Source organism: Microbacterium lacusdiani (genome assembly GCF_054779895.1).
The window spans coordinates 370,967-386,294 of the sequence record NZ_BAAGXJ010000003.1; the positions used below are offsets into that span (position 1 = coordinate 370,967).

The following is a 15,328-nucleotide window of genomic DNA, read 5'->3' on the forward strand; positions in this document are numbered from 1 at the left end:
GTCAGGCAGCCGCGACCTGCGGCGCGAGCGCCTGGCGCACGGCGTCCGAGAGCGTGGTCGGGCGACGGCCGCTGAGCTCCACCAGCTCGGTGGAGTCGGTGTCGAGCGCACCGCGCGCCGCGGCCTCGTCGAGCTCCACGGCCAGCACGGCCTCGGTCTCCGTCATGCCCTGCGCGACCAGGGCGGCGCGCAGCGCGTCCCCCTGCAGCGGCCGGTAGGCCACGTCCTTGCCGGAGACGCGGGAGAGCTCGCGCGCGTACTCCTCGAGCGTGAACGGGCTTCCGCCCAGCTCGTAGACCCGCCCGGCCCACGGCGTGAGCACGGCCGCCGCGGCGGCGTCGGCGTAGTCGCGGCGATGCGCGGCGGCGATCCGGCCCGGGCCGCCCAGCACCTCGCCGCGCGCCACATGCTGCGGGGCCTGCTCCATGAACGTGTCGAGGTAGAGGCCGTTGCGGAGGAACGTCGTGGGGATGCGGGTCTGCCGCAGTGCCGCCTCGGTCTCGCGGTGCTCCTCGGCCAGGGTCAGCCCGGCGGTGTCCGCGCCAAGCATGCTCGTGTAGACGATGCACCCCACCCAGGCCCGCTCGGCGGCCGCGATCACGTTGCGGTGCTGGCCGAGACGCCGGCCGATCTCGGTGCCCGCCACGAGCATGAGCCGCTCGACGCCGCGGAAGGCGAGGTCGAGTGAGGCCGGATCGTCGTAGTCGGCCTGCCGCACGGTGACGGCGCGGTCCCGGAACCGCACCCCCTCGGGCGTGCGCGTGATGGCGACGATGTCGGTGGGCGAGACGCCGCGCTCGACGAGGGCGTCGATGATGTACGAGCCGAGCCGTCCGCTGGCTCCCGTGACTGCGATGGACATTCGGGTCCTCCGTCTCCGCCGACTCGCCTCTGAGGTCGGCTGATTCCGAGAATGCGCCGGTGCGCGACGCGAATCAACCGACACACCGCAGAAGGATTCGGCTTTCTTTCCGATCCCTCAGGAATGCATTCTCGCGGCGGGCGCGCTCAGCCGCCGAGGCCCTTCCACTCCGCCGTGCCGTCGGCCTCGATCTGCCGCTTCCAGATCGGGAGCTCGCGCTTGATGTCCTCGATGACCTCGCGGCAGGCGGCGAAGGCCTCGGCGCGGTGCGGCGCGGCGACCGCGATCACGACCGCCGCCTCGCCCACCTCCAGACGGCCGATGCGATGGCTCACGGCGACGATCGCGCCGTGGGCCTCCCCCGCGCGCAGCGCGATCGCGTGCAGCGTGGCCTCCGCGTCGGGGTGGGACGTGTACTCCAGCGCCGAGACCGCGCCGCGCGCATCCGGATCATGATCGCGCACGCGCCCCACGAACGAGGTCTCGGCGCCCATCCGCGGGTCGTCGATCGCGGCGACGTGCTCGTCCAGCCGGATCGGCGTGGCCGAGATCCGCGCGATCCGCACGGTCTCCGCCGCGAGAGCGCCCTCTGTGCCGGCGCTCAATGGTCCTCCCCGGCGAGCTGCGAGGCGGCGTGACGGGCGATCGACACCACGACGGGCATGCCGCTGCGCACGGCCGCGGGCGAGCCCGGCAGGTTCACGATGAGCGTGCCGTGCGCGACGCCCGCGACGCCGCGCGACAGCATCCCCGCGGGCTTCTCGGCCGCGCCGATCCGCCGCAGCTCCTCGGCGATGCCCGGCACCTCGCGCTGGATCACGCGCAGCGTGCCCTCGGGCGTCTGGTCCCTCGGACCGAGCCCGGTGCCGCCCGTCGTGACGATGACGCCCGCCCCGGCCGCGATCATGGCGGCCAGCGCGCGCTCGACGCTCTCGGCGCCGTCGGGAACCACCACGGCGTCGTCGCAGTCGAAGCCCGCGACGCGCAGCGCCGCGACCGCCTCGGGCCCGGACAGATCTTCGCGCTCGCCCCGCGCGGAGCGGTCGCTCACCGTGATCACCGCGGCGCGCGGCGGCTTCCCGGCATCATCCATGCCCCGAGTCTAAGGACCCCGGCGCCGGCCGGGCTCCGCTCGCCGAGACCTCTCGGCTCCCGGAGCCGCACCCTCCGGCCGGCCACCGGGGCGCGATGTTTCCGGCGTGTGACGAAGCCCTCAACCGACCTGCGCCCGGGCGGTGATCGAACGGTGATGGAGAGGTAACGGGCGCACGCGCGGCGCCGAAACACGCCCGCCCTACGGTCGGAATCGCCCCACCCGATGTCCCCCGCATCCGCTGACCTCCGAGGAGTCGCCATGGCCACGCCGCTCAGCTCCACCGCACCCAGCATCACCGCATCGGGCACCGCCCCGTCCGCCTCCGTCGAGGCGCCGCAGACCACCCTGACCTTCCGCCCCGGCCGCTGGATCGACGGCTGGAACCCCGAGGACGCCGCGTTCTGGGCGTCGCAGGGCCGTGCGATCGCCCGCCGCAACCTGGGCTGGTCGATCTTCGCCGAGTTCCTCGGCTTCATCATCTGGCAGCTCTGGAGCATCGTCGTCGTGATGCTGCCGAACGCCGGATTCACGCTCACGACCACCGAGTCGTTCTGGCTGATCTCGCTGCCCAGCCTCGTCGGCGCCACGCTGCGCTTCCCGTACACGTTCGCGGTCGCGACGTTCGGCGGCCGCAACTGGACCATCGTGTCGGCCGCGCTGCTGCTCATCCCCGCCACGGCGCTCGGCTTCGCGGTGCAGAACCCCGAGACGCCGTTCGGCGTGCTGCTGCTGATCGCCGCGCTCGGCGGCGTGGGTGGCGGCAACTTCGCCAGCTCGATGGCCAACATCACGTACTTCTTCCCGCAGCGCGAGAAGGGCTGGGCGCTCGGCCTCAACGCGGCCGGCGGCAACATCGGCACCGCGATCGCGCAGCTGCTCGTGCCCATCGCGGTCACGCTCGGCGCGGCCGGCACCTTCAACATCCAGCTCGCGGGCTGGATGTGGATCCCGCTGATCCTCGTCGCGATGTGGGGCGCGTACCGCTTCATGGACAACCTGTCCTCCGCCAAGGCGGACTTCGCGGGCGCCGCGTCCGCCCTGCGCGAGCCGCACCTGTGGATCATGGCCGTGCTGTACATCGGCACGTTCGGCTCGTTCATCGGCTTCGCGGGCGTGTTCCCCAAGCTGATCGCCGACCAGTTCCCCGAGTTCTCGACCTTCCAGGTGGCCGGGGCGTCGCTGTCGCTGGCGTTCATGGGTGCTCTCGTCGGGTCGCTGGCCCGTCCCTACGGCGGCAAGCTCGCCGACCGCTTCGGCGGGGCGCGGATGACGGTCGCGGCGTTCGGCGTCATGATCCTCGGCGCGCTGTCGCTCATCCTGACCCTGCCGCTCGGCAGCTTCTGGGTGTTCCTGGGCTGCTTCCTGCTGCTGTTCGTCGCCACGGGCATGGGCAACGGCGCGACGTACCGGATGATCCCGAGCATCTTCGCGGCGCGCGGCGCGGCGACCGCGGGCGACCCGCACGCGGTGAGCACGCAGCGCCAGGGCGCGGCGGCGCTGGGCCTGATCTCGGCGATCGGCGCCTACGGCGGCTTCGTGATCCCGCAGGTGCTGAACGCGTCGCACGCGGCGACCGGCGGCTACGTCGCGGCGTTCTGGGGCTTCGTGGCCGCCTACGCCGTGCTCATGACCATCACGGCCGTCGTGTACATCGTGCCGCGGGCCTCGCTCGCCGGTCACCGGATCTGAGGGGCCGGATGTTCCAGGACTCCCCCGCCCTCCGGGTCGTGCTCATCGGGCTCGGCCCGGTCGGCGTGCGCTTCGCGGAGGAGCTGCTCCCTGAGATCGCGACGGGACGCGTCGCGCTGACGATCGTCGGCGCCGAGATGCACGAGCCGTACAACCGCGTGCTGGTCGCGGAGTACGCCACGGGCGAGCTGGAGCGCGACGACCTCGCGATCGCCGATCTGTCCGAGCTGCGCGCCGCCGGCGCCGACGTCGTCACCGGCGTGCGCGCGACATCGCTGGATCGCGGCGCACGGGAGGTCGAGCTGAGCGACGGGCGCCGCCTCGCGTACGACCGCGTCGTGCTCGCCACGGGCGCGCGTGCGATCGTGCCGACGCTCGACGGGCTGGAGCACCTGGGACCGGACGACTCCGGCCTCGATCTCGCCCTGACCTCGGGGGTGTGCGTGCTGCGCACCCCCGAGGACGCCGAGCACGTGCGCGGCGTGGTCGCGACGGGCGGCCGCGTGGTCGTGCTGGGCGCCGGGGTGCTCGGGATCGAGCTGGCCCTTCTGCTCGCGCGCGCGGGCGCCGTCCCGCAGGTCGCGCATTTCGGCCCCATGCCGATGCCGCGTCAGCTCGACCGCGGATCGGCCTCGGTGCTCGCGGCGGCGCTCGAGACCGCCGGCGTCCACGTCGTGCCGCACACGCGCGCGGAGGCGATCATCGCGCGGGATGAAGGCGACGGCGTGCGCCGCTTCCGTGCGCTCGTGAGCTCGGACGGCCGCCGCATCGAGGGCGACCTGCTCGTGCTGTCGTGCGGCGTGCGGGCGCGCACCGAGCTCGCCGAGACGGCCGGGCTGCGCGTCGACCGCGGCGTGCTCGTCGACGCGCGCCTGCGCTCGTGGACGGACCCGGACATCCACGCGATCGGCGACTGCGCGCACGTGTTCGAGCACGGCGGCGACCCCGCGCTGCTGCACGAAGCGCACGTGCCGGGCGGGCCCAGCGGCCTGATCGGCCCCGGCTGGCGCCAGGCCGAATGGCTCGCGCGTGCGCTGCGCGCCGAGCTCGACGGCCTGGAGGCGATGCCGTTCGCGGAGGACGTGCCGGGCGTCGTGGCGCTCAAGGCGGAGCAGGTGGACCTGGTCTCGGCGGGCGACGTGTCGGCCGACCCGTTCGCCCCCGTTCCCGCGGGAGAGACCGCCCCGGGCGTGGCGATGTGGGCCGACCCGCAGCACGGCACGTACGTGAAGATGGTCAGCCGCGACGGCGTCCTCACGGGCTTCGTGTCGGTCGGGATGCCGCGCACCGCCGCGGAGCTGAGCGTTCTGTACGCGCGTGCGGGCGAGCTGCCGGCCGACCGATCCCTGCTGCTGCGCCTCGACGCGGACGAGGACCAGGGCCCGATCGCGACCGGGCGCGACGCCACGGTGTGCGTGTGCAACGGCGTCACGGCCGGGGCGATCGAGGACGCGCTCGACGATGGCTGCGAGACCGTGGCGGATGTGGGCCGGTGCACGCGCGCCGGCACCGGCTGCGGCGGCTGCCGCGCGCGGATCGCCGAGCTCATCTCGGCCCGCGAGGTGGCGCCCGCATGACGCCCGCTTCGCTGACCGACGCGCCGTCCGCCCCCGCGCAGACGGCCGCGACCCACTGCCCGTACTGCGCGCTGCAGTGCGCCATGACCCTCACGCCGACGCCCGGCGAGCGGCTGCCGGTGTCGGTCGAGGGGCGCGAGTTCCCCACGAACCGCGGCGGCCTGTGCCGCAAGGGCTGGAGCTCGAACGAGCTGCTCGCCGCGCCCGACCGGCTCACGTCCCCGCTCGTGCGCGGCGCGGACGGCGAGCTGCACCCGGCCACGTGGGGCGAGGCCCTCGACCTCATCGCGGAGCGCCTCCGCGCGATCCAGCGGGAGAGCGGCGCCGACGCGGTCGGGATCTTCGGCGGCGGCGGCCTCACGAACGAGAAGGCGTATCAGCTCGGCAAGTTCGCCCGCATCGCGCTGCGCACGTCCCGGATCGACTACAACGGCCGGTTCTGCATGTCGTCGGCCGCGGCCGCCGCGAACCGCGCGTTCGGCGTGGACCGCGGGCTGCCGTTCCCGCTCACGGACCTGGACACGGCTGAGACCATCCTGATGCTCGGCTCGAACGTGGGCGACACCATGCCGCCGTTCGTGTCGCACCTGCAGGGCGCGCGGGCGCGCGGCGGCTTGATCGTCGTGGATCCGCGTCGCAGCACGACCGCCCGGCTCACGGCGGACGGCGCGGGCCAGCACGTGCAGCCCGTGCCGGGCAGCGACCTCGCCCTCCTGCTCGGCCTGATCCACGTCGTGATCGCCGAGGGTCTCTTCGACGCTGACTACGTGAACCGACGCACACGCGGCTTCGAAGCGCTGCGCCGCTCGGTCTCGATGTGGTGGCCCGAGCGCGCCGAGCAGGTCACGGGCGTTCCGGCCGCGGCGATCCGGTCGCTCGCGCGGCGGCTGGCGGAATCCGGATCGACGTACATCCTCACGGGGCGGGGCGTCGAGCAGCACGCCGACGGCACCGACACCGCCACCGCCGCGATCAACCTCGCGCTGCTGCTGGGGCTGCCCGGCACTCCGGGCAGCGGCTACGGCACGCTGACGGGCCAGGGCAACGGGCAGGGCGGCCGCGAGCACGGTCAGAAGTCCGACCAGCTGCCGGGCTACCGCAAGATCGACGACCCGGCCGCTCGCGAGTACGTCGCGGCCGTGTGGGGCGTCGACCCCGTGATCATCCCCGGGCCCGGGATCCCCGCCGTGCAGCTGCTGCAGAGCTGCGGCCGCCCCGGCGGCGTGCGGGCGCTGCTGGTGCACGGCTCGAACGTCGTGGTGTCCTCGCCCAACGTGCAGTCGGTGCGCGACGCGCTCGCGCGCCTCGACCTGCTCGTCGTGAGCGACTTCTTCCTGTCCGAGACCGCGCGCCTGGCCCACGTCGTGCTGCCCGTGCTGCAGTGGGCCGAGGAGGACGGCACGATGACCAACCTCGAGGGCCGTGTGCTGCGCCGGCGCCGCGCCCTCGAGCCGCCCGCGGGGCCGCGCAGCGAGCTGTGGATCATGGCCGAGCTCGCCCGCCGGTTCGACGCCCCGGGCACGTGGGACCTGGATCCGTCGCTGGTGTTCGACGAGCTGGCGCGCGCTTCGGCGGGCGGGCTCGCCGACTACTCCGGCCTCAGCCACGCGACGCTGGACGCGCTCGAGGCGGAGGGCGTCGGCGCCCACTGGCCGTACCCGCCGGGAGGGATCGGCACGCCGCGGCTGTTCGCCGACCGGTTCGCGCACGCGGACGGCCGCGCACGGCTCGTGGCGGTCCGCTCCTACTCCCCCGAGACGCCGCACGGCGGCGAGCTGAGCCTCATCACCGGTCGGCTGCTCGAGCACTACCAGTCGGGCGCCCAGACCCGCCGGGTGCCGGAGCTCAACGACGCCCGTCCCGAGCTCGTGGCCCAGCTGCACCCCGCGACCGCCCGCGATCGCGGCGTCGCCGACGGCGATCTCGTGCGGCTGGAGAACCGGCGCGGCGCCGTCGAGGCCCGCGTGGGCGTGAGCTCGGACATCCGGCCCGACACCGTGTTCCTCCCGTTCCACTTCCCCGACGGCGCGAGCGCGAACCTGCTGACGAGCGACCGACTCGATCCCATCTCGTCGATGCCGGAGTTCAAGAACGCCGTGGTGACCCTGACCCGCGTGGTGACCGCGTAGGCGCGAACACCGACGCGACCGAGCACAGGATGGCCGGCCAGTAGAGGACGCCGATGCTCGCCGCGCCCACGATGCCCCACGCCACCATCAGGGACGCCGAGACGATCGTGGACGACTGCCACGCCCGCGGCGCCGCAGGCGACCGCCGCCTTCTGAAGGGTCCGCTTGGCATTCATCTCGACCTCCCGGAATGCCCGCCCACTACGCCGCGAGCGTCTGCCCGTCGAGACCGGCTCCCCCTTTCGGTCGTTGAGCGAAGCGAGCGCCAACGCCGGCCCACCCCTCCGGGCCTTGAGCGAAGCGAGCGCCAGCGCCGCCCCTACCCTGTGGTCGTTGAGCGGAGGCGCGCCAGCGCCGGAGTCGAAACGTGTCCGAACCTCCCTGCCGACCGGCCCACCGCTCGTCCACAGGGCGCCGCCCGCGAGGACTTGTCCACAGATTCGGTTTGAATCGCTGATCTGCGCTTTCCGGCCCGGTGAATGTCGGTGGCCCGGAGGAGAATCGGGCCATGACGGCACAGGCGACTTCGACCCGGTGGGTTCCCACCGCGGGCGAACGTGCCCGCATGTCGGAGCTCGTCGACGATTACCTGGAGCAGCAGGTGATCATCGCCCAGGCGAAGGCCCGGCAGGCGTGGATCCTCGCCGAGGGTCGCGCGATCGCCGAGGCCCAGACCCGCCGGGGTGGGACGGGTTCGGAGTTCGAGCACCCGCTGAGGTCCATGGCCGCCGAGTTCGCGGTCGCCGGGCGGACGTCGGACCGCACGATCCGGGCCCGGATGGAGTGGTCGGTCGACCTGGTGGACGGGTTCCCGGCCACGTTCGCCCTGTTCGAGGAGGGCCGGATCAGCGAGGCCCATGTCCGCGCGATCGTCGACGCCGGCAGTCGCCTCGAGGATGACGACGCCCGGGCGGAGTTCGAGCGGATCATCCTGCCGCGAGCGGAGAAGCTCACCGCGGGGCAGCTGGGCTCGCTGGCGCGGAAGCTCGCGGACGACATCGAGCCGCTGCCGCTGGAGGAGCGTCACGAGGAGGCGATGGCCGACCGCTCCGTGAGCGTGGCACCGCTGCCGGACGGGATGGGCGAGCTCACGTACATCGGCCCGGCGGTCACTGTGTACGCGATGCACGACCGGGCCACCCAGATGGCCCGCACGATCAACCGCACCAAGGGCGAGGGCGACGAGCGGACGTTGGATCAGATCCGGGCGGACGTGTTCGCCGAGATCACCCTCGCCGGCCTCCCCACCGCCGAGCTGATCGACCAGCACGGCGGCGACGCCCTGACGAAGATCACCGCCACCGTTCAGGTCACGGTTCCGTGGCAGTCACTGACCGGCGTCGGCGACGAGTCCGCGTTCATCGCCGGCTACGGACCCATTCCCGCCGACGCGGCCCGCCGCCTGGCCGGGGAGGCCGCCAAGTGGACGCGCCTGTTCACCGACCCCGACACCGGGTGCCTGAAGACGGTCGACACGTACACGCCCACGAAAGCGCAGCGCCGCTTCCTGGTCGCCCGGGACGAGCACTGCCGCTTCCCCGGATGCCGGCAACCCGCGATCCGGTGCGAGGACGACCACACCATCCCGTATTCGGAAGGCGGGGTCACGGACGTCCGCAACCTCGCAAACCTGTGCCGCGCCCACCACGTCCTGAAACACAACTCGAACTGGGACTTCCGCCACGGGCCCGGCGGGGTGATGGAGGTCATCAGTCCCACCGGCAGGGCCTACAAGCACAAACCCACCCCGGTCGTCCGGTTCGAAGCGTCCGCGGAGATCGCGCGCGCCGACTTCGGGAGCGACCCGCCGCCCTTCTGACGTCAGTCAGTCAGCAGGTCGGGGCGACGCTCGCGGGTGCGCTCGAGGCTCTGTTCGCGGCGCCAGGCGGCGACCGCGCCGTGGTTGCCGCTGAGCAGCACGGGCGGCACCTCCAGCCCGCGCCAGACGGCGGGCTTGGTGAAGATCGGGTATTCGAGAAGGCCGTCCTCGTGAGACTCCTCGAGCAGACTCTCGGGGTTTCCCATGAAGCCCGGCACGAGCCGCGTGACGGCCTCGATCATCGCCATGGCGGCGACCTCGCCGCCGTTGAGCACGTAGTCGCCGATGCTCACGAGGCGCACGCGGCCCCGCGACGCGTAGTGGTCGATCACGCGCTGATCGATGCCCTCGTACCGGCCGCACGCGAAAACGAGCTGCGACTCCTGCGCCAGCTCACGCGCCATCGGCTGCGAGAAGACCTCGCCCGAGGGCGTCGGAACCACCAGCACGGCGTCGTCCTGGAGGATCTCGTCGAGCGCCTCACCCCAGGGCTCCGGCTTCATGACCATGCCGGCGCCGCCGCCGTAGGGCGTGTCGTCGACCGTGCGGTGGCGGTCGTGGGTCCAGTCGCGCAGGTCGTGCACGCGCAGGTCGAGCAGGCCCTTCTCGCGGGCCTTTCCGATCAGCGAGACGTCGAGCACATCGAAGAACGCCGGGAAGATCGTGACGATGTCGATGCGCATCGGGTCAGTCCTCGAACGCGGGCGTCTCCGCCTCGGGCGTCTCGGGCTCGGGCAGCTCCTCGAACAGACCGGCGGGCGGCGTCACGACGACGCGGCCGCCCTCGATGTCGACCTCGGGCACGATGGCCGAGACGAACGGCACGAGCACCTCGTCCTCGCCGGCGCGGACCACGAGCAGGTCCTGCGCCGGGAAGTGGTCGACCCGCGCGACCTTTCCGACGACGACGCCGTCGCGCACGACGTCCAGACCCACCAGCTGGTGGTCGTACCAGGCGTCGGGCTCGGCGGGCGCGTCCTCATCCTGGTCGATCCACAGGATGGCGCGCACGAGGGTGTCGGCCGCGTTGCGGTCGTCGACGCCCTCGAAGAAGACGACGGGGTGCTGGTTCATCCAGCGGAACTCCCGCACGGTGATGGTCTTGCCGTGCCACTGCGAGTGCTCAGGCACCTGCAGGGTGAACGTCGCCCCGGGCGTGAACCGGCCGTCGGGGTCGTCGGTGTACAGCTCCAGCTTGAGCGCGCCCTTGAGGCCGTGGGCCTTGACGAGGCGGCCGACGCGAAGCTGGTTCTTGGCGGGCTTTCCTGCGGCCACGATCAGTCGTCCGCGACGTCGACGCGCACGCGACGACCGTCCGCCAGGGCCGACACGAGCGTGCGGATGGCCTTCGCGGTACGGCCGCCGCGCCCGATGACGCGCCCACGGTCGTCCGCGTGGACGTGCACTTCCAGCACGTCCCCGCGAGGCGAGGTGGACGAGTCGATGCGCACGTCGTCGGGGTGATCCACGATCCCCTTGACGAGGTGCTCGAGCGCGGCGGCCAGCACGATTACTCTGCGGCCTCGGCCTCGGCGGCCTCGGCGGCCGGAGCCTCGGCGGGCTCCTCGGCCTTCTTCTCGACCTTGGGCTTGACGACCGACTTCTTCGACGAGTCGGCCACGTAGCCGGCCTTCTCCTCGCGGGTCTTCAGGGTGCTCTTCGCATCCTTCTCACCCTTGAAGGTGCCCCAGTCGCCCGTGATCTTGAGGATGGCGCGCACCTGCTCGGTCGGCTGGGCGCCGACCGACAGCCAGTACTGCGCACGCTCCGAGTCGACCTCGATGAACGAGGGCTCCTCGGTCGGGTGGTACTTGCCGATCTCCTCGATCACACGACCGTCGCGCTTGGTGCGCGAGTCGGCCACGACGATGCGGTAGTACGGCGCACGGATCTTGCCCAGGCGCTTCAGACGGATCTTGACAGCCACGATTCTCCTGTGTGGTGTGTAAAGCGAGACGAACCAGTCGCCAGGTAGTGGGGTGCACACCGGCGGAAGCTCAAGAGGAGGACTCTGGGCGCTGGATAGAGGGTCGAGCACCCGGTCCGACCCTCCATTCTGCCAGATGACGCGGGGCCCCGCGTACAAGTTGCCCCTGGCGTGCCGGGCCAGGACACTGGGCGAATGACGATCGCGTTCGCGCCCTCCGCCCGCTCCACCGTCGGCATCGAGTGGGAGCTCATGCTGGCCGACGGCGAGACCGGCGATCTGGTCGGCCGAGCCCCGGAGATCATGCCGGCCCTCGAGGAGCTGACCGCGCTCGAGCGCCACACGGTCACGGCCGAGCTGCTGACCAACACGGTCGAGGTCACGAGCGGCGTCGGCGACACGGTGGAGGCAGCGATCCACGACATCTCGGACGCGATCCACGCTGTGCGCACGCAGACCGATCCGCGCGGCATCGAGCTGATGTGCGCCGGGAGCCACCCTTTCGCCAAGTGGTACGGGCAGACCGTCACCGACAAGAACCGCTACGCCGCGCTGATCGAGCGCACCCAGTGGTGGGGTCGCAACATGATGATCTGGGGCATCCACGTGCACGTGGGCGTCGAGGACGTGAACAAGGTGTTCCCGATCATCCACGCCCTCACCGGCTACATCCCGCACCTGCAGGCGCTGTCGGCGTCGAGCCCGTTCTGGGCCGGCGAGCGCACCGGCTACGCCTCGAACCGGGCGCTGGTGTTCCAGCAGCTGCCGACGACGGGCCTGCCGTGGCAGCTCAGGTCCTGGTCGGAGTACGAGGCGTACCTCGACGACATGACGCGCACGGGCGTGATGGCCGACGCGACCGAGGTGCGCTGGGACATCCGCCCCGCTCCGCACTGGGGGACGATCGAGGTACGCGCGTGCGACGGGATGTCGACCCTGCCGGAACTGGCGGCCGTCGCGGCCCTCGTGCAGACCCTCGTCGAGTCGTTCTCTCGCGACATCGACGAGGGCCGTGAGCTGCCCGCGCTCCAGCCCTGGTTCACGCGCGAGAACAAGTGGCGCGCCGCGCGCTACGGGCTCGACGCCGAGGTGATCGTCGACCGCGAGGGCACCCAGGTGCCGGTGCAGCAGCACCTGCTCGAGACGCTCGAGCGGCTCGAGCCGATCGCCGTCGAGCTCAAATGCGCGCGGGAGTTCACCAGCATCCGCGGTATCCTCGAGCGCGGCGCGAGCTACCAGCGGCAGATCGCGGTCGCGGAGGCCGCGGACGGCGACCTGCGGGAGGTCGCGAAGATGCTCATGCGCGAGTTCCGCAACGGCCCGACGCTGCGCGACCGCAGCAGGATCGACCCGCTCTCCGCGCCGTTCGGCATCTGAGCGCCCCGGTCAGCCGAGCTCCACGACCTCCCTCGCGAGGCCCTGGTCCATCACGACGTCGGTGACGAGCCCCGCCGCCATCGCGGCGCGCAGGCTGGCCGCCTTGTGCACGCCCGCGGCGATGCAGATGCGCCGCGGCACGCGACGCAACCGGTCCAACCCCGGGCCCGTGGTGCGGGCGTTGAGCCGGATGTCGCGCCACGAGCCGTCGGCGCGGAAGAACACCGTGGCGACGTCGCCGATCGCGCGGTCCTCGGCCAGGCTCATGTAGTCCGCGCGGTCGAGATAGCCGCCCGCGTACACGCGGCTCGGCACGTCCGCCGCGGGAGAGCCGACGCCGAACACCGCGAGATCCATCCGCGCCTGCATCTCGAGGACGCGACGGGTGCTCCGCTCCCGCCACATGGCCTCGCGCGTCGCGGGATCGTCGAAGAACGCCGGCACCGGGAACTGCTGCACGCGCGCCCCGAACGCCGCGCCGAAGCGCTGCATGATCTCGCTGGCGTACTCGATGCCCGTGGTCTGCACGTTGCCCGCGCCGTTGAGCTGCACGACCGTCACGTCGTGCAGCTCCTTGGCCGGCAGGTTCCTGCTGATCGCACTGAGCGTGGATCCCCACGCGATCCCCACGGTCATGTTGGAGTCCACGAACTGCGTCAGCAGGCGCGCGGCCGTGATCGCGACGCGCTCCAGGCGCTCGATCTCGCTCACGCTCGCCGGCATCGGCACGACGTGCGCCGCGACCCGGAACCGCGAGCGCAGCTCGCGCTCGAGCGACACCCCGCCCTCGAGCGGCGAGGTGATCCGGATGTCGACGATGCCGATGTCGCGCGCGTGACTGAGCAGGCGGGACACGGATGACCGCGACACCGCGAGCTCGGCGGCGATGGCCTCCATCGTCATGTCCTGCATGTAGTAGAGCTGCGCGGCCTTGTGCGCTGCGAGGGCCCGCCGGTCGGTCGGCGGGGTGCGCGGCACCGCCTCGATCTGGTCCACCATGAGCCCCATTCTGCACCCGCGTGCACGTTTGTGCACTCGAATTGCGCGGATGTGCGCCGGGGGCGGATGCTGGCTCCCATCGACAGAGGCAGTCGAGAGGAACGAGGTCGACGATGAACCAGCCCGATACGCAGGAGCGCCCCGAGGTCGCCGCCGTGCGAGAGACGGGGCGGGCCACGGTCCTCATCATCGGCGGCGGCATCAACGGCATCTCGACGTTCCGCGACCTCGCCCTGCAGGGAGTCGACGTCCTCCTCGTCGAGCGCGGGGACTTCGCGTCCGGCGCCTCGGCCGCGTCGAGCCACATGATCCACGGCGGCATCCGCTACCTGGAGAACGGCGAGTTCCGCCTCGTCAAGGAGTCGGTGCAGGAGCGCAACGGCCTGCTGAAGATCGCGCCCCACTACGTCAAGCCGCTGCAGACGACGATCCCGATCTACTCGACGTTCAAGGGCGTCCTCTCCGCTCCCCTGCGCTTCCTGACCCACCGGCAGGGCAAGCCGACCGAGCGCGGCGCGTTCCTGATCAAGATCGGCCTGACGATCTACGACACGTTCTCCCGCGCGGGCGGCACGGTGCCGCGCCACCGGTTCCACGGCCGGCGCCGCTCGCTCGAGGAGCTGCCCATGCTGGATCCGAAGATCAAGTACACGGCCACCTACTTCGACGCGTCGATGCACGACCCCGAGCGACTCGCGCTCGACGTCCTGATCGACGGCCTCGAGGCCCACCCCGCGACCGCGACCGGCGGCGCACGCGCCCTGAACTACGTCGAGGCGATCGGCCGGGACGAGCGCGGCGTGCTGCTGCGTGATCGCGAGACCGGCGCCGAGTTCCCGGTCGCGGCCGACGTCGTCGTGAACGCCTCCGGCCCGTGGACCGACCTCACGAACGAGGCGCTCGGCACGGGCACCGCGTTCATGGGCGGCACGAAGGGCTCCCATATCGTGCTCGACCACCCCGAGCTGCTCAAGGCGACAGGCGGCCGCGAGATCTTCTTCGAGCACTCCGACGGCCGCATCGTGCTGATCTACCCCCTCAAGGGCCGCGTGCTCGTCGGCACCACCGACATCGACGCCGACCCGCGCGAGCCCGCGGTGTGCACGGAGGCCGAGGTCGACTACTTCTTCGACCTCATCCACCACGTCTTCCCGTCGATCGCGGTCGACCGCGGCCAGATCGTGTACCGCTTCTCGGGCATCCGCCCGCTGCCGCGCCACGAGGACACCGCGCCCGGATTCGTGTCGCGCGACTACCGGATCGAGGTGGAGCGCTCCTCCGGGCGGGCCCCGCTCGTGAGCCTGGTCGGCGGCAAGTGGACGACCTTCCGCGCGCTCGGCGAGGCGCTGTCCGGCAAGGTCCTCGAGCTGCTCGGCCGCGAACGCCGCGTCAGCACCGCCGGGCGCACGATCGGCGGCGGGCGCGACTTCCCGCGCACCACCTCGGACCGCGAGGCGTGGTTCCGCCTGCACCTGGACGGCGCGGGCGACCGCGCCGCGACCCTGTTCGAGCGGTACGGCACCCGCGCGGCGGCCGTCTGGGCGCACATCCAGGAGCAGGACGACCGCCTCCTCGCCGGCGGCCGCCTCTCGACGGGTGAGCTCGACTGGATGGTCGCGCGCGAGCACGTCGTCCACCTCGCCGACGTGGTGCTGCGCCGCACGTCGCTCGCCTTCACGGGCGACGCGGACGCAGCCGTGCTCGACGAGATCGCGGATGCGCTGGCCCCGCTCCTCGGCTGGAGCGACGCGCGCCGCGACGACGAGGTGCACCAGACCCGACAGCTGCTCACGACGCGCCACGGCGTGACGCTGCCCTGAACCCCGCACCGGGGCGGATCCCCGGGTGTCCCC

At 72.3% G+C, this 15,328-nt stretch carries 14 protein-coding genes; 6 read left to right on the top strand and 8 right to left on the bottom strand.

Going from position 1 to position 15,328, the window contains the following annotated elements; genetic code table 11:
- Position 1: 1 nt before the first annotated feature.
- The 3 genes from ACYVGN_RS03925 to ACYVGN_RS03935 form a co-directional block, all read right to left on the bottom strand.
- The gene (locus ACYVGN_RS03925) at positions 2 to 862 is read right to left on the bottom strand and encodes an NmrA family NAD(P)-binding protein (RefSeq protein WP_055991131.1); all 861 of its coding nucleotides are present in this window, start codon (positions 860 to 862) and stop codon (positions 2 to 4) included.
- 146 nt (positions 863 to 1,008) lie between these two features.
- Positions 1,009 to 1,467: a molybdenum cofactor biosynthesis protein MoaE gene (locus ACYVGN_RS03930; protein WP_460788897.1), complete on the bottom strand. Its 459-nt coding sequence runs from the start codon at positions 1,465 to 1,467 to the stop codon at positions 1,009 to 1,011.
- Entirely contained in the window at positions 1,464 to 1,955 is a 492-nt protein-coding gene (locus tag ACYVGN_RS03935) for a MogA/MoaB family molybdenum cofactor biosynthesis protein (protein WP_055991127.1), read from the bottom strand. The genes ACYVGN_RS03930 and ACYVGN_RS03935 overlap by 4 nt, the downstream gene beginning before the upstream one ends.
- 261 nt (positions 1,956 to 2,216) lie before the next feature.
- Here ACYVGN_RS03935 and ACYVGN_RS03940 point away from each other — a divergent pair, with 261 nt between their 5' ends.
- The 4 genes from ACYVGN_RS03940 to ACYVGN_RS03955 all read left to right on the top strand — a co-directional run bounded on the left by ACYVGN_RS03940 (position 2,217) and on the right by ACYVGN_RS03955 (position 9,172).
- Entirely contained in the window at positions 2,217 to 3,647 is a 1,431-nt protein-coding gene (locus ACYVGN_RS03940; RefSeq protein WP_460788898.1) for an MFS transporter, read from the top strand.
- An 8-nt stretch (positions 3,648 to 3,655) separates the two neighbouring features.
- Positions 3,656 to 5,224 carry an FAD-dependent oxidoreductase gene (locus ACYVGN_RS03945; protein WP_460788900.1) on the top strand — a complete coding sequence of 523 codons (1,569 nt, stop codon included), beginning with the start codon at positions 3,656 to 3,658 and terminating at the stop codon, positions 5,222 to 5,224.
- Positions 5,221 to 7,353, top strand: coding sequence for a molybdopterin oxidoreductase family protein (locus tag ACYVGN_RS03950; protein WP_460788901.1), 2,133 nt, complete (start codon positions 5,221 to 5,223; stop codon positions 7,351 to 7,353). The genes ACYVGN_RS03945 and ACYVGN_RS03950 overlap by 4 nt, the downstream gene beginning before the upstream one ends.
- Positions 7,354 to 7,861: 508 nt before the next feature.
- Positions 7,862 to 9,172: an HNH endonuclease signature motif containing protein gene (locus ACYVGN_RS03955; RefSeq protein WP_460788903.1), complete on the top strand. Its 1,311-nt coding sequence runs from the start codon at positions 7,862 to 7,864 to the stop codon at positions 9,170 to 9,172.
- A 2-nt stretch (positions 9,173 to 9,174) separates the two neighbouring features.
- Here the strand turns inward: ACYVGN_RS03955 and trmD are convergent, their stop codons facing one another.
- From trmD to rpsP, 4 genes are read right to left on the bottom strand one after another with little or no spacing between them, the layout of a single operon-like run.
- Positions 9,175 to 9,855 (bottom strand): tRNA (guanosine(37)-N1)-methyltransferase TrmD, encoded by a 681-nt coding sequence (gene trmD / locus ACYVGN_RS03960; protein WP_460788905.1) that lies wholly within the window; start codon positions 9,853 to 9,855, stop codon positions 9,175 to 9,177.
- 4 nt (positions 9,856 to 9,859) lie between these two features.
- Complete coding sequence (rimM, locus tag ACYVGN_RS03965; protein WP_460788907.1) at positions 9,860 to 10,447, bottom strand: ribosome maturation factor RimM; 588 nt, start codon at positions 10,445 to 10,447, stop codon at positions 9,860 to 9,862.
- A gap of 2 nt (positions 10,448 to 10,449) precedes the next feature.
- Positions 10,450 to 10,680 (bottom strand): RNA-binding protein, encoded by a 231-nt coding sequence (locus tag ACYVGN_RS03970; RefSeq protein ID WP_055991111.1) that lies wholly within the window; start codon positions 10,678 to 10,680, stop codon positions 10,450 to 10,452.
- 2 nt (positions 10,681 to 10,682) lie between these two features.
- The gene (gene rpsP / locus ACYVGN_RS03975) at positions 10,683 to 11,099 is read right to left on the bottom strand and encodes a 30S ribosomal protein S16 (RefSeq protein WP_460788910.1); all 417 of its coding nucleotides are present in this window, start codon (positions 11,097 to 11,099) and stop codon (positions 10,683 to 10,685) included.
- Between the two features lie 195 nt (positions 11,100 to 11,294).
- On the opposite strand from rpsP, the gene ACYVGN_RS03980 reads away from it, so the two are divergent.
- A complete protein-coding gene (locus ACYVGN_RS03980; protein ID WP_460788912.1) occupies positions 11,295 to 12,476 on the top strand; it encodes a glutamate--cysteine ligase in 1,182 nt (393 codons plus the stop codon).
- Between the two features lie 9 nt (positions 12,477 to 12,485).
- On the opposite strand, the gene ACYVGN_RS03985 is transcribed toward ACYVGN_RS03980, so the two are convergent.
- Positions 12,486 to 13,475, bottom strand: a complete 990-nt coding sequence (locus ACYVGN_RS03985; RefSeq protein WP_460788914.1) for a sugar-binding transcriptional regulator — start codon at positions 13,473 to 13,475, stop codon at positions 12,486 to 12,488.
- A gap of 113 nt (positions 13,476 to 13,588) precedes the next feature.
- Here ACYVGN_RS03985 and ACYVGN_RS03990 point away from each other — a divergent pair, with 113 nt between their 5' ends.
- Positions 13,589 to 15,295, top strand: coding sequence for a glycerol-3-phosphate dehydrogenase/oxidase (locus ACYVGN_RS03990; RefSeq protein ID WP_460788916.1), 1,707 nt, complete (start codon positions 13,589 to 13,591; stop codon positions 15,293 to 15,295).
- Positions 15,296 to 15,328 lie beyond the last annotated feature (33 nt).